Source organism: Streptomyces sp. NPDC058653 (assembly GCF_042716895.1).
In the GTDB taxonomy this organism is placed as follows: domain Bacteria; phylum Actinomycetota; class Actinomycetes; order Streptomycetales; family Streptomycetaceae; genus Streptomyces.
On sequence record NZ_JBHXRM010000028.1, the window covers coordinates 84,088 to 96,613 of the forward strand.

Below are 12,526 nucleotides of genomic sequence, written 5' to 3' on the forward strand. Positions count from 1 at the left end.
GCCATGACCGTCCACCCGCCCGTGTCCAAAGGGCTGTTGAGGGAGAGCGGCCGGTCCTTCCGGCTGTCCCGGCCGCCTGTCTCGGGCGTCGTACGCCCGCGGCTCGTCGCCGTCACCTCCGTGCTCGCCCTCGCCGTGTTCGTGGCGCTGTGCTGGGACGTCTCGGTCGGCGACTACGGCATCCCGCTGACGGACGTCGCCGGCGCGCTGACCGGTTCGGGCGACGCGGGGACCGTGCTCGTCGTCCGGGAACTGCGGCTGCCCCGCGCCATGGTGGGCCTGCTCGCGGGCGTCGCCTTCGGGGTGTCGGGCGCGCTGTTCCAGACCATGACCCGCAATCCGCTGGCCAGTCCCGACATGATCGGTCTGACGCAGGGCGCCGGCACCGCCGTGGTGGCGGGCATCGTGCTCGGCTGGGACTTCGGCCTCGGCCCCCAGGCGCTCGGTCTGCTCGGCGCGCTGGTCAGCGCGCTGCTGGTGTACGCGCTGGCGTGGCGGCGCGGTACGACCGGCTACCGGATCATCCTCGTCGGGATCGGTGTGTCCTGGATGTGTCTGAGCGCGACGGACTATCTGCTCGCCCGGGGCGGCCGGTTCGAGGCGCAGTCGGCGCTGGGCTGGCTCGTCGGGAACCTCAACGGGCGCGACTGGCAGCAGGGCGCCCCGCTCGCGATCGCCCTGGCGGTGCTGCTGCCGGCCGCGCTGCTGACGGGGCGGCTGATGCGGACGCTCCAGCTCGGCGACGACGTGGCGAGGGGGCTGGGCACCCGCGTCCAGACGGTACGGCTGGGCGTCCTGCTGGTGGGGGTCGGTCTGGTCGCGTTCGCGACCGCCGCCGCCGGTCCCGTCGCCTTCGTGGCGCTTGCCGCGCCGCAGATCGCCCAGCGGCTCACCCGTACCGCCTGGCCGCCACCCCTGGCGGCCGGACTGACCGGCGCGCTCGTCGTCCTCGTGTCCGACGTCCTGGCACGCGAACTGATCCCCGACACCGAACTGCCCGTCGGGATCGTCACCGGGGTGCTCGGCGCACCCGTGCTCCTGTGGCTGCTCGTCCGCGTCAACCGCGCGGGCTCTGGAGGCTGAAGCGATGTCCACCACCGTCCCCGAACCCGCCCGTGCCCCGGCCGCCGCGACCGGCGTCGCCGACACCGGTGTTCCCGACCTGCGCGCGGAGGGGCTGCACCTCGCGTACGACGACCGGCCGGTCGTCACCGATCTGGACCTGGCGGTGCCACCGGGCCGGATCACGGCCATCGTGGGCGCCAACGCCTGTGGCAAGTCGACCCTGTTGCGCGCGCTGGCCCGGCTGCTGACGCCTCGTCAGGGCGCCGTCCGGCTGGACGGCCGCGAGCTGCACTCCATCCCCACCCGGGAGCTGGCGCAGCGGCTCGGCATCCTCCCGCAGGCGCCGGTGGCGCCCGAGGGGCTGACGGTCGTCGACCTGGTGACCCGGGGCCGTTCACCGCACCAGACGTGGTGGCGGCAGTGGACGAAGGCCGACGAGCAGGCCGTCCACGACGCCCTGGAGGCGACGGCGACCACCGGTCTCGCCGACCGCTCGGTGGACGAACTGTCCGGCGGGCAGCGGCAGCGCGCCTGGATCGCCATGGCGGTGGCGCAGGGCACCGGGGTGATGCTGCTGGACGAGCCGACGACGTATCTCGATCTGGCCCACCAGATCGATGTGCTCGATCTGATCGTCGACCTCAACCGCCGCGAGGGGCGGACCGTGGTGATGGTGCTGCACGACCTCAACCAGGCCTGCCGGTACGCCGATCACGTCATCGCGATGAAGGCGGGCCGGATCGTGGCCCAGGGCTCGCCGGCCGCGGTGATGACGGCGGAGACGGTCGAGGACGTCTTCGGGCTTCGCTGCCGGATCGCCACCGACCCTGTCAGCGGGACCCCGATGGTGATCCCGGTCGGCAGGCATCACGGCTCCGATTCGGCTTCCACGGACGGTTTCTGACGGACCTGCACATGGCGGCGCGCCTCGCAAGTACTGTGCGGTGGCCGGATGCGGACGGACATGATGAGGCCGACTCGGGGCCGTACGACTGTTTTCGGCCATCGAGCAGATGCCCGGATTTCGCTCGTACGCCTCATAACACCGCACCGATCACAGCGGCGATGCCCGACCCACCCCCGCCGACACCGTCCCGCACCCGGCAGGACAGCCGCACGTACCGGGTCCCGAACCGCCGCGCAAACCCTGTGTGTTCGTGACATGACCCGGCGCACCACCCGGTATACAGGCTCAAACCCGTTGCCCCGCAGGCGTTCCCGGCCTGAAACCCACCCCGCGTATTCGCGCACCGGCGCTTTGCAGCAAAGTGCCTGACCGATACACGGGGAACGCGATCCCGGCCCGGCTCAAGGGGCCGGGCGCCCGGTCGGACAGTGCGGACGGCCGGGGTCCGGAACTCGGCCTTGTGTACGGGGCCGACCCCGTCAACGATTCCATTCGTGCGGATCGAACAGGTCCACAGCCGGTGACGACCGGCGCCGGACCGGCGCACACACAACGGCCCACACCCCACGGGGCCGTGCTTTCCCCCCACCGATGGAGGATTTCGTGACCTTCAAGCGTTTCTCCCCCCTGACCGGCGTGTCCAGACGCGCTCGCCTTCTCGCCGTGACGTCCGGTCTGGTGACCGCCGTCGCGCTCGCGGCACCGTCCGCGGTCGCCGCCCCGGCCCCCGAGGCCAAGGTGACCGCCGCCGAGCTCGCCGACGCCAGCTCGGCCGTCCTCGCCGCTGACGTCGCCGGCACCGCCTGGTACACCGACCAAGCCACCGGCAAGATCGTCGTGACCGCCGACACCAGCGTCTCGGCCGCCGAGCTGGCCGAGGTCAAGTCGGCTCTCGCCGACTCCGACGCGGGCCTGACGATCAAGCGCACCCCCGGCACCTTCAGCAAGCTGATCGCCGGCGGCGAGGCCATCACCACAGGTGGCGCCCGCTGCTCGCTCGGCTTCAACGTGACCAACGGCAGCGCCAACTACGCGATCACCGCCGGTCACTGCACCAACATCGGCTCCAGCTGGTCGATCGGCACGACCGTCGGTTCCAGCTTCCCCGGTAACGACTACGGGATCATCCAGCACTCCAACCCGGGTGCCGCCGACGGCAGGGTCTACCTGTACAACGGCGGCTACCAGGAGATCACCTCGGCCGGCGACCCCTCCGTCGGCCAGGCGGTCAGCCGCAGCGGCAGCACGACCGGTCTGCACGGCGGCTCGGTCACGGGCCTCAACGCGACCGTGAACTACGGCGCCGACGGCATCGTCACCGGCATGATCCAGACCAACGTCTGCGCCGAGCCCGGCGACAGCGGCGGCCCGCTCTTCGCCGGAACCACGGCGCTGGGCATCACCTCCGGCGGCAGCGGCAACTGCTCCTCCGGCGGCACCACGTTCTTCCAGCCGGTCACCGAGGCGCTCGGCGCCTACGGCGTGTCGATCATCTGAGGCATCCGAGGCATCCGGGAGCTTCGAGGGTGACGATCCTCTGACGCTCCGAAGGACGCAGGGACCCTGGTCCCCGGCGGGCCGCGCCCCTGGCGCGGCCCGCCGTCGTACGTCCGGCGCCGAGCCCCTAGGGTCCGGTCTCCCGGCCCCGCCCGGACAGGCCCGCCTCGTACGCGGCGATCGCCGCCTCCACCCGGTTGCGGACCCCCAACTTGGCCAGGATCGCGCTGACATGGGCCTTGACCGTGCCCTCCACCAGGAACAGCCGACGGCCGATCTCGGCGTTGGACAGCCCGCAGCCGACCAGCGCCAGGACCTCGCGCTCCCGCTCCGTCAGCCGCTCCGTGAGCGGTCCGACCGCCGGCGCGCCCGGGCCGCCCGACCGCAGCCCCGCCACCACGCGGGCCGCCACCCTCGGTGAGAGGTACGCGCCGCCCGAGGCGACCGCGTGCACACCCGCCAGCAGTTCCCTCGGGTCGTCCGCCTTCAGCAGGAACCCGTCGGCGCCGCCGCGCAAGGCGCGGGCGATGAAGGCGTCCTCGCCGAAGGTCGTCAGCATGACCACCGCCGTACCGGGCAGCTCACGGTGGATCAGCTCCGCCGCGTCGATCCCGTCGAGCCTCGGCATCTGGATGTCCAGCAGGGCCACGTCGGGCAGATGACGGCGTACGGCCTCGACGGCCTCCTGCCCGTCCCTCGCCTCCGCGACGACCTCGATCCCCGGATCCCGCGCCAGAATCGCCCGCACCCCGGCACGGACCAGCGCCTCGTCGTCTGCCACCAGCACCCTGACCACGGCCGGAGTGTACCGAGCGGGCTCACACGGGAGTCCCCGACGAAAGTAAGGGGCGTGTCCGCGAAGAGCCGCCGGACAGGACCAGAAGCGCCCTCGGTGACACGGTCACTCCGACCCGGGGAGCACGTCCTTCGCCACCAGGCGCGCGTCCGTGTAGCAGAGGCGGTAGACGTCCGCCTGGTTGAGCAGGCCGCCGTTCGACCGGTAGAACTCGCAGACGCTCCCGGCCGGCCGGGAGCGGGACTTCGCGGCGTCCGAGACGTAGGGGAACTGCCGTGCCGGGAGAACATGCGCGAACTCGGCGCGCCTGCTGCCCAGTCGCAGTTCGGCGAAGTCGGCGGGCCGCAGCACACTGGTCGCCAGCTGGAAGGTGGCGTATCCGGCGGACACCAGGGAGATCAGCCCGAACCCGACGGGCAGCACGAACGCGGCGGCGAACCGCACCCTTGTCCTGCGCCGGGCGGCGGTGAGCTGTCGTACGGACTCCGACCCCGCGTCCGACGCGGATTCCGCGCCCGGCTCCGGCGCGGCCTCCCCGTCGGCGCCCGGCTGCCGGTCCGGTCCCACCTGGTCCGGCACCGTCGCGACGACCTCAAACCCCTCCCCGTACGGCCCCGCCCTCAGCGATCCCCCGACGACCCGCACCCGCTCGCGCAGCCCGGCCAGCCCCCGCCCTCCCGACTCCGGCCCCGATGTCAACTCCCCCGCCGTCGGCGCCGAGTTGGTCACCCGTACCTCGGTGCGCCCGTCCGTGTGCGTGATCCGCGCCAGGACCGGGGCCCCCGGCGCGTGCTTCGCCGCGTTGGTCAGGGACTCCTGCACCACCCGGTACACGGCCCGTTCGACGAGCGGTGAGGGGCCGGGCGGCGCGGGGCTGCCCTCGCGGCGCAGCTCGACCCGGACACCGGAGTCCCGCGCCCGGTCCACCAACTCCTCGACCGACTCGGCAGTCGGCCCGCCGTCCCGGTCGCCCTCGTCGTCGCGCAACACGCCCACCGTGTCCCGCAGAAGACCGACGGCGTCCGCCACGGCCGCCCGCAGTTCGCCGAGGTCCTCGCGGTCCCGGCCGGTCAGCGTGGGTGAGAGTTCCAGGGCGCCCGCGCGGAGCGCGATGAGGCTGAGCTCGTGGCCGAGGGAGTCGTGCATGTCGGCGGCGATGCGGTTCCGTTCCCGCAGCCGCGCCTGTTCGGCGACGAGCCGCTGCTGCCGCTCCAGGAGTCGCGCCCGCTGCCAGCCGCCGTGCACGAGGGAGAGCTGGGCCTGCCAGTAGCGGCCGAAGAGCCAGGGCAGCAGGAGCGCGAGCGGCAGGACCGTCAGCGTCCAGTACCACCACACCGCCCCCACGCCGAGGACGGCGCAGAGCGCCAGGTCGAAGGCCAGGCAGCCGCCGAACGCCGTCAGCGCGGCGCGCGCGGTCGTCGGTCCCGCGCCCAGCAGTCCCGCGAGGACGGCCAGCGCCAGGACATACGCGTTGGCGGGGGTGAGCGGGTGGGCGAGGCCCAGGGCGCAGAGCGCGTCGACGGCGAACAGGGTGGCCAGGGGCCGGCGGCGGCGAGCGGGTATCGCGACGGCGAGAACGAGCAGCGGAAGCGCCAACTCCAGCGCGACGGACGGGTCGGGGTGGCCGAGGAACCAGACGATCGCGAACGCGGCCAGGACACCCCACAGCGCGGTGTCGCGTACGGCCTGACCCCTCGCGGTCGCCTTCCGGCCGCGGGCGCCCAAGACCGCCGCCGGCCCACCCGCCTCGCTGTCGCCGCCCCGCCCCCGCATCGTTCGAGATTATCGAACGCGGCGACGCTCCCCGTCGTCCGATTCGTTCAAGACCGGCCGTCCCGGCCCGCCCTACGGTGAACGCATGAAGACACGACTGGACATGATCGGCATCGTCGCCTCCGACATGGCGGCCTCTCTCGCCTTCTACCGGAGGCTCGGCCTGGACATCCCCGCCGACGCCGACTCCGCTCCCCATGTGGAGATCACCCTGCCCGGCGGGATGCGTCTCGCCTGGGACTCGGAGGAGGTCATGCGGTCCTTCGACCCCGGCTGGACCCCGCCGACGCCCGGTGAGCGGATCGGGCTCTGCTTCCTCTGCGACAGCCCCGCCGAGGTCGACTCGGTCTACGAGGAACTGATCGGCGCCGGGTACCGCGGACACCTCAAGCCGTGGGACGCGACGTGGGGGCAGCGTTACGCGGTCGTGCTCGACCCCGACGGCTGCGGTGTCTCGCTGTTCGCCAACGCCTCGTAGGTGCCGAGCGTGAGGCCGGCCAGATCGCGCGTCTCCCTGGCGAGGTGCGCCTGGTCGGCGTAGCCGGCGGCCGCGGCCGCCTCCGCGTAGGGCACCGACGCCCGTACGAGCGCGAGCGCGCGCTGGAGCCGCAGGACCCGGGCGAGGGTCTTGGGGCCGTAGCCGAAGGCGTCCAGGGAGCGGCGGTGCAGCCGGCGGGTGCCGAGACCGACCGTCTCGGCGACGGAGGCGACCGTGCGGCCCGCGTCGAGCCCCTCGACGACGGCCCGCAGCAGCGGGTCGGGCGGGCCCGCGAGGGCCATGCGGCGCAGCGCCACCGATTCGAGTGCGGCGGCCGGGTCGCTCGCGGCGGCGAGGCGCTCGGCGATCTCGCGCGACTCCGGGCCCGGCCACAGGTCGGACAGGTCCACCCGCCGGTCGCGCAGTTCGTGTGCCGGTACGCCCAGGACCGCGGGCGCGATGCCGGGCGCGAAGCGGACCCCTACGCACTCGCCGGGCCCGGTCCCGGCGCCGCCCGTGAGGTCCGGCGCGTACGCGCGGGTGTCGGGTCCGGCGACACCGAGCCGGCCGCCGGTCCAGAGCAGATCCATACAGCCGTCCGGCAGGACTGGGTAGACGGGGCCGTGGTCACCCGCCGGCGCCGTCCGCCTCCATACGACGACGCCGTCGACGTGCGACGCCCTTTCCCTGTACACCCTTCCAGGCTACGGCTTTCCCTCCCGGTCCCGGCTGGAGTGGAACCGGGACTTCAGGTCGTCCGGGGGCAGGAAGCGGGACCATCGCTCGGGGAACTCCGACGGCATGTCGGGGTCGGGGCCGTACTCCTCCTCGTCCATCTCCCCGGACAGCGCCTCCACGCGCGCCACCAGTTCGGCGGCCTGCGCGGCCCGGAGCCGGTCGTTGGCGGCGCGGGCCGCCGCCGTGGAGACCGACGGCCAGACCCGGTCGATGGCGGCGTTGACGGCCGCGCCGACGAGGACGGCGAAGGCCGAGATACCGATCCAGAGGAGGACCGCGATGGGGGCGGCGAGCGATCCGTAGATGGTGGGGCCCTCGACCGTGCTCGTGAGATAGATCCGCAGCAGGAAACTGCCGAAGACCCACATGCCGAGGGCGACGAGCGCGCCCGGCACGTCCTCTATCCAGGGCGACCGCGCGGGCACGGAGACGTGGTAGAGCGTGGTGAGGAAGGCGATCGAGAGCAGGATCACCACCGGCCAGTACAGGACGCTGGCGACCTCCGTGCCCCACGGGATGATGTCGACGACCCGGTCGGGCCCCACCACCGCCAGCGGCAGCACGACGGCGCCGATGAGCAGCGCCACGATGTACAGGAGGAAGGCGAGCAGCCGGGTGGCGACGATGCCGCGGCGGCCGTCGAGGCCGTACATCACGGTGATCGTGTCGATGAAGACGTTCACCGCGCGGGAGCCCGACCAGAGCGCGATCGCGAAACCAATGGAGATGATGTCGGGGCGTCCGCCGTGCGTGACGTCCGACAGGAGAGGTTTCGCGATCTGGTCGACGCCCCGGTCGGAGAGGACCGTGCCGACCGCGGTGAGGATGTTCTCCTCGATCGAGGCGACCGTGGTGGTGTTGGTCCAGTCGTCTATGTACCCGAGCAGGCCGAGAAGACCGAGCATCAACGGCGGCAGGGAGAGCAGCGTGAAGAAAGCCGCCTCGGCCGCCAGACCGAGGATTCTGTACTCGATGCACGAGTTGACCGTGTCTTTCAGCAGCAGCCAGGCCATCTTCCGCTTGGAGACGTTGCGGTAGAGGGCACGGGCCCGGCGGAGTCGGCGGAGTCGGCCCCGTGGCCGCTCGGGTGTTTCGTTTGCTGCCTGCACCTCCTTACCGTAGCGGCATGACTGCCACCACCCACACAGTGACCAACCAGGTTCCGCCCCTGGTCGGATACGACGTCTTCGGCGGCGACCGGGCCCTCGCGGAAGGCCTGGAGCGGCACGCCGCGCCCGAAGTCCTCGACGAGGCACGGTCGGAGCTGTCCGCGCTCGGTCTGCTGGCCGGTTCCGCGCGGGCCCAGGAGTGGGGGACGCTGGCCAACGAGAACCCTCCGAGGCTGCGGACGCACGACCGGTACGGGAACCGGATCGACGAGGTCGAGTTCCATCCGGCCTGGCACCAACTCCTGGACGCCTCCGTGTCGGCGGGGCTGACGGACGCCTGGGGGCGGCCCGACGGGCATCTGCGCCGGGCCGCCGGGTTCTACGTGTGGACCCAGGCGGAGGCCGGGAACGGCTGTCCGCTGTCCATGACGCACGCGGCGGTGCCCGCGCTGCGGGCGGAGCCGGAGCTGGCCGCCGAGTGGGAGCCGCGGCTGACCTCGCACCGGTACGAGCCCGGTCTACGGCCCGCCGGTGAGAAGGCGGGCGCGCTGTTCGGGATGGGCATGACGGAGAAGCAGGGCGGCAGCGACGTACGGGCCAACACGACGGCGGCGAGGCCGCTGGACGCGGCGGGCGAGTATCTGCTGACGGGCCACAAGTGGTTCTGCTCCGCGCCGATGTGCGACGGATTCCTGGTGCTGGCCCAGGCCCCTGCCGGGCTGACGTGTTTCCTCGTTCCGAGGGTGCTGCCGGACGGGACGCGCAACGTGTTCCTGATCCAGCGGCTGAAGGACAAGCTGGGCAACCGGTCCAACGCGTCGAGCGAGGTCGAGTTCGACGGCACGTGGGCCCGCCGGGTCGGCGAGGAGGGGCGCGGCGTGCGCACCATCATCGAGATGGTGGCGGCGACGCGGGTGGACTGCGTGCTCGGCTCGGCCGCGCTGATGCGCCAGTCGGTGGCGCAGGCCGTCCATCACGCCGCGTACCGCAGCGCGTTCGGGGGCGAGCTGATCGACAAGCCGCTGATGCGCAACGTACTGGCCGATCTGGCGCTGGAGTCGGAGGCGGCGACGACGCTGGGGCTGCGGCTGGCGGCGGCCCAGGACGCCGTGCAGAGCACCGGCTCGGAGGCGGAGCGGGCGTTCCTGCGGCTCGCGGTGCCGACAGCGAAGTACTGGGTGACGAAGCGTTGTATGCCGGTGGCGGCCGAAGCCCTCGAATGTCTGGGCGGCAACGGGTACGTGGAGGAGTCCGGGATGCCCCGGCTGCTGCGTGAGTCGCCGCTGAACTCGATCTGGGAGGGCTCGGGGAATGTCCAGGCGCTGGACGTCCTGCGGGCGCTCCAGCGCGAGCCCGAGGCGCTGAACGCGTTCCTCCGGGAGGTCGGCGCGGCGCGCGGCGCGGACCACCGGCTGGACGGGGCGATCAAGGACCTGCTGACCGAACTCGCCGATCTGGACGGCATCGAGGCCCGCGCCCGGCGGCTCGTGGAGCGGATGGCGCTGGTGCTCCAGGGCTCGCTGCTGGTGCGCTGGGCGCCGCCGGCGGTCGCGGACGCGTTCTGCGCGTCCCGGCTCGGCGGCGACTGGGGTACGGCCTTCGGTACGCTGCCGCACAGTCTGGACCTGGAGTCGGTCGTGACCCGGGCGCGACCTGTCTGACCTGCGGCGCGCGGCCGGAACGGGCCGTGAGCGGGCACGCGTTGGGGCCGAGGGTGGTGCTGCGCCGACACGGCACCACCCACGACTTGATGTCACCTTCACGCATGTGGTGGGCGTTTGCCAGAGTTGCAAGTGGTTGCAGAATATCCGAACCGTCGCCTCCGGTGAGGGCCGGAACGGCACGATGGGGGGAGGGGCGAGCAGCACCACATGACCCCGCCCGCACCCGAGTTCACGCCGAAGACCATGCCCGAGACCATGCCGGTGCCCGAGTCCCCGCGCCTCTTCGCCGGGACGTCGCGGAATCGACAGACACGCCGTTCGCGGCGGGGGGCCCGATGAAGGACACACCGCTCGACCTGTCACGCCTCGCGGCGATGGACGGCGGGCAGGCGAGGCGGCTGCTCCAGCGGATCCGGGAGGCGTCGCTGGCCGGTGACCGGCCGCCGGTGGCGCCGCGCCCCGTCATCGGGGCGTCCTGGCAGCGGATGCGGCGGCTGGGGGTGGACCCGGACCGGCAGAGCGAGCGGGTGGTCCTCGCGGCGGAGGAGCTCGAACACCGGCGTCGTACGTCGGCGCTCGCGGAGGTGATGCGCAGCGTCACCCACGGGCTGACGGATGTCACGGACGCGACGCTCCAGATCCTGGTGGTCTCGGACGACCAGGGCCGGGTCCTGTGGCGCGAGGGCAACCCGAAGGTGAGCCGGCAGGCCGACACGATCAGCCTGGCGGAGGGCGCGGCCTGGGCGGAGCAGGTCACGGGGACCAACGCGATCGGTACGGCGCTGGCCGCGAGGGCCCCGGTGCAGGTCCACTCGGCCGAGCACTTCGTGCACACCCTGACGCACTGGACGTGCGCGGCGGCGCCCGTGCACGACCCGCGCGACGGGCGGCTGCTGGGTGCCATCGATGTGAGCGGCCCGGCCGCGGGCTTCCACCCGACGACGCTGGCGCTGGTCACGTCCGTCGCCAGACTCGCCGAGAGCGAGCTGCGGGAGCGGCATCGGCGGGCGGTGGAGCGGCTGCGTTCGGTGGCGGCGCCGATCCTGTGCCGGGTGGGCGGGCGTGCGGTGGCCGTCGACAGGCACGGCTGGACGGCCGCCGTGACGGGGATGGCGCCGGTCGACCGGCTGCCGCTGCCCAAGTCGCTGCGGCCGGGGCGGGTCTGGCTGCCGACGCTCGGCATGTGCGCCGTCGAACCGCTGCCCGGCGGCTGGCTGCTGACGGTGGAGGAGGAGCCGCCGCCGGACGCACCGAGCAAGGTGGTGCTGGATCTGAGCCGCCCCCGGCGCTGGTCGCTGACGGTCTCGGGGGCGGCGGGCAGCTGGGCGCAGGAGCTGACGCCGCGCCACGCGGAGCTGCTCTACGTCCTGGCGGTGCACCGGGACGGCCGGAGCGCGGCGGAGCTGGCGGCGGACGTCTTCGGGGACCCGACGCGCACGGTGACGGTACGGGCGGAGATGTCGCGGGTGCGCCGTCATCTGGCGGGGGTGCTGGCCCACCGGCCGTACCGCTTCAGCGAGGAGGTCGAGGTGGAGGTCGTACGGCCGGCGCACCCGGCGGACCTGCTGCCGCACTCGACCGCGCCGGCGGTGGCGGGCGGCCGTCACTACGGGCGGGACGAGGGCCAGGTCCCTTGAAGGGGGGCCGTCCGGCCCCGGGGCGGGGCGGCCGGGTACGCCCGTGTCACCCGGCCGGCGGCACGGTTTGGCCGGTGGGGGGCCGCGTGGTTCCCTGGCGACCATGAGCATCACTGTGACCACGTGGTCCCTGGAACAGACCTCCCCCGACGATCTGCGGCCGGCCGCGGAGCCCGGGGGCGACGTGCGGATCGTCCGGTCCGAGATCCCGTCGGCGGAGTTCAGCCGGTTCCTCTACACGGCCGTCGGCGGTGACATCCGCTGGACCGACCGGCTCTCCCTGTCGTACGAGGAGTGGCACGAGGCGGTCTCGGCGCCGGGCGTCGAGACCTGGGTGGCGTACGAGAAGGGCACCCCGGCCGGTTACGTGGAGCTCCAGGCCCAGGAGGACGGCACCGTCGAGATCGTGTACTTCGGGCTCGTCCCGGCCTTCCGGGGCCGCCGGATCGGCGGGCATCTGCTGTCGTACGTGGTGGCACGCGCCTGGGACATGGCGGAGCGGCGGCCGGGCCGGACGCCGACGAAGCGCGTCTGGCTGCACACCTGCTCCAAGGACGGGGAGCACGCGATGGACAACTATCTGCGGCGCGGCTTCACCCTCTTCGACACCAAGGTGGCCGAGGAGCCGGACGTGGCGGCGCCGGGGCCCTGGGCCGGCGCCCACCCGACATCGAATCTCGCATAGCGGGACAGTCTCGTCCACATCATGGATCGTGGTGGACTGGCCTCAGATCCGCGTGCCAGGCTTCCCCCATGTCTACAGCTGGAATTGCCTTGGTGAGTCGGCGGCACGTCGATCTCTGCCGCATGTCCAGCGCCATCTGTCGGGCGAGCTGACCAGCACAGCCACCGCCACGCCGCA

At 72.9% G+C, this 12,526-nt stretch carries 12 protein-coding genes; 8 read left to right on the forward strand and 4 right to left on the reverse strand.

Annotated elements, in window-relative coordinates; genetic code table 11:
- Positions 1-3 precede the first annotated feature (3 nt).
- From ACFWU9_RS23365 to ACFWU9_RS23375, 3 genes are all read left to right on the forward strand, one after another.
- The gene (locus ACFWU9_RS23365) at positions 4-1,083 is read left to right on the forward strand and encodes a FecCD family ABC transporter permease (RefSeq protein ID WP_384321405.1); all 1,080 of its coding nucleotides are present in this window, start codon (positions 4-6) and stop codon (positions 1,081-1,083) included.
- 4 nt (positions 1,084-1,087) lie between these two features.
- Positions 1,088-1,969: an ABC transporter ATP-binding protein gene (locus ACFWU9_RS23370; RefSeq protein ID WP_384321407.1), complete on the forward strand. Its 882-nt coding sequence runs from the start codon at positions 1,088-1,090 to the stop codon at positions 1,967-1,969.
- Positions 1,970-2,575: 606 nt separating this feature from the next.
- Positions 2,576-3,469 (forward strand): S1 family peptidase, encoded by an 894-nt coding sequence (locus ACFWU9_RS23375; protein WP_384321409.1) that lies wholly within the window; start codon positions 2,576-2,578, stop codon positions 3,467-3,469.
- Positions 3,470-3,596: 127 nt separating this feature from the next.
- Here ACFWU9_RS23375 and ACFWU9_RS23380 read toward each other — a convergent pair whose 3' ends face one another.
- Entirely contained in the window at positions 3,597-4,256 is a 660-nt protein-coding gene (locus ACFWU9_RS23380; RefSeq protein WP_384321458.1) for a response regulator, read from the reverse strand.
- Positions 4,257-4,370: 114 nt separating this feature from the next.
- Positions 4,371-6,038: a sensor histidine kinase gene (locus ACFWU9_RS23385; RefSeq protein WP_384321411.1), complete on the reverse strand. Its 1,668-nt coding sequence runs from the start codon at positions 6,036-6,038 to the stop codon at positions 4,371-4,373.
- Between the two features lie 85 nt (positions 6,039-6,123).
- Between ACFWU9_RS23385 and ACFWU9_RS23390 the strand changes: the two genes are divergently transcribed.
- Entirely contained in the window at positions 6,124-6,516 is a 393-nt protein-coding gene (locus ACFWU9_RS23390) for a VOC family protein (RefSeq protein ID WP_384321413.1), read from the forward strand.
- On the opposite strand, the gene ACFWU9_RS23395 is transcribed toward ACFWU9_RS23390, so the two are convergent.
- Both ACFWU9_RS23395 and ACFWU9_RS23400 read right to left on the reverse strand, forming a co-directional pair.
- Entirely contained in the window at positions 6,456-7,211 is a 756-nt protein-coding gene (locus ACFWU9_RS23395) for a helix-turn-helix domain-containing protein (protein ID WP_384321415.1), read from the reverse strand. The genes ACFWU9_RS23390 and ACFWU9_RS23395 overlap by 61 nt on opposite strands.
- A gap of 9 nt (positions 7,212-7,220) precedes the next feature.
- Positions 7,221-8,363 carry a YihY/virulence factor BrkB family protein gene (locus ACFWU9_RS23400; protein ID WP_384321417.1) on the reverse strand — a complete coding sequence of 381 codons (1,143 nt, stop codon included), beginning with the start codon at positions 8,361-8,363 and terminating at the stop codon, positions 7,221-7,223.
- Between the two features lie 17 nt (positions 8,364-8,380).
- Here ACFWU9_RS23400 and ACFWU9_RS23405 point away from each other — a divergent pair, with 17 nt between their 5' ends.
- The 4 genes from ACFWU9_RS23405 (at position 8,381) to ACFWU9_RS23420 (ending at position 12,501) form a co-directional block, all read left to right on the forward strand.
- Positions 8,381-10,024: an acyl-CoA dehydrogenase family protein gene (locus ACFWU9_RS23405; protein ID WP_384321419.1), complete on the forward strand. Its 1,644-nt coding sequence runs from the start codon at positions 8,381-8,383 to the stop codon at positions 10,022-10,024.
- Positions 10,025-10,362: 338 nt separating this feature from the next.
- Positions 10,363-11,664, forward strand: a complete 1,302-nt coding sequence (locus ACFWU9_RS23410; protein WP_384321421.1) for a GAF domain-containing protein — start codon at positions 10,363-10,365, stop codon at positions 11,662-11,664.
- Between the two features lie 103 nt (positions 11,665-11,767).
- The gene (locus ACFWU9_RS23415; RefSeq protein WP_384321423.1) at positions 11,768-12,349 is read left to right on the forward strand and encodes a GNAT family N-acetyltransferase; all 582 of its coding nucleotides are present in this window, start codon (positions 11,768-11,770) and stop codon (positions 12,347-12,349) included.
- A 68-nt stretch (positions 12,350-12,417) separates the two neighbouring features.
- Positions 12,418-12,501: a putative leader peptide gene (locus ACFWU9_RS23420; protein WP_329082446.1), complete on the forward strand. Its 84-nt coding sequence runs from the start codon at positions 12,418-12,420 to the stop codon at positions 12,499-12,501.
- Positions 12,502-12,526: the final 25 nt, after the last annotated feature.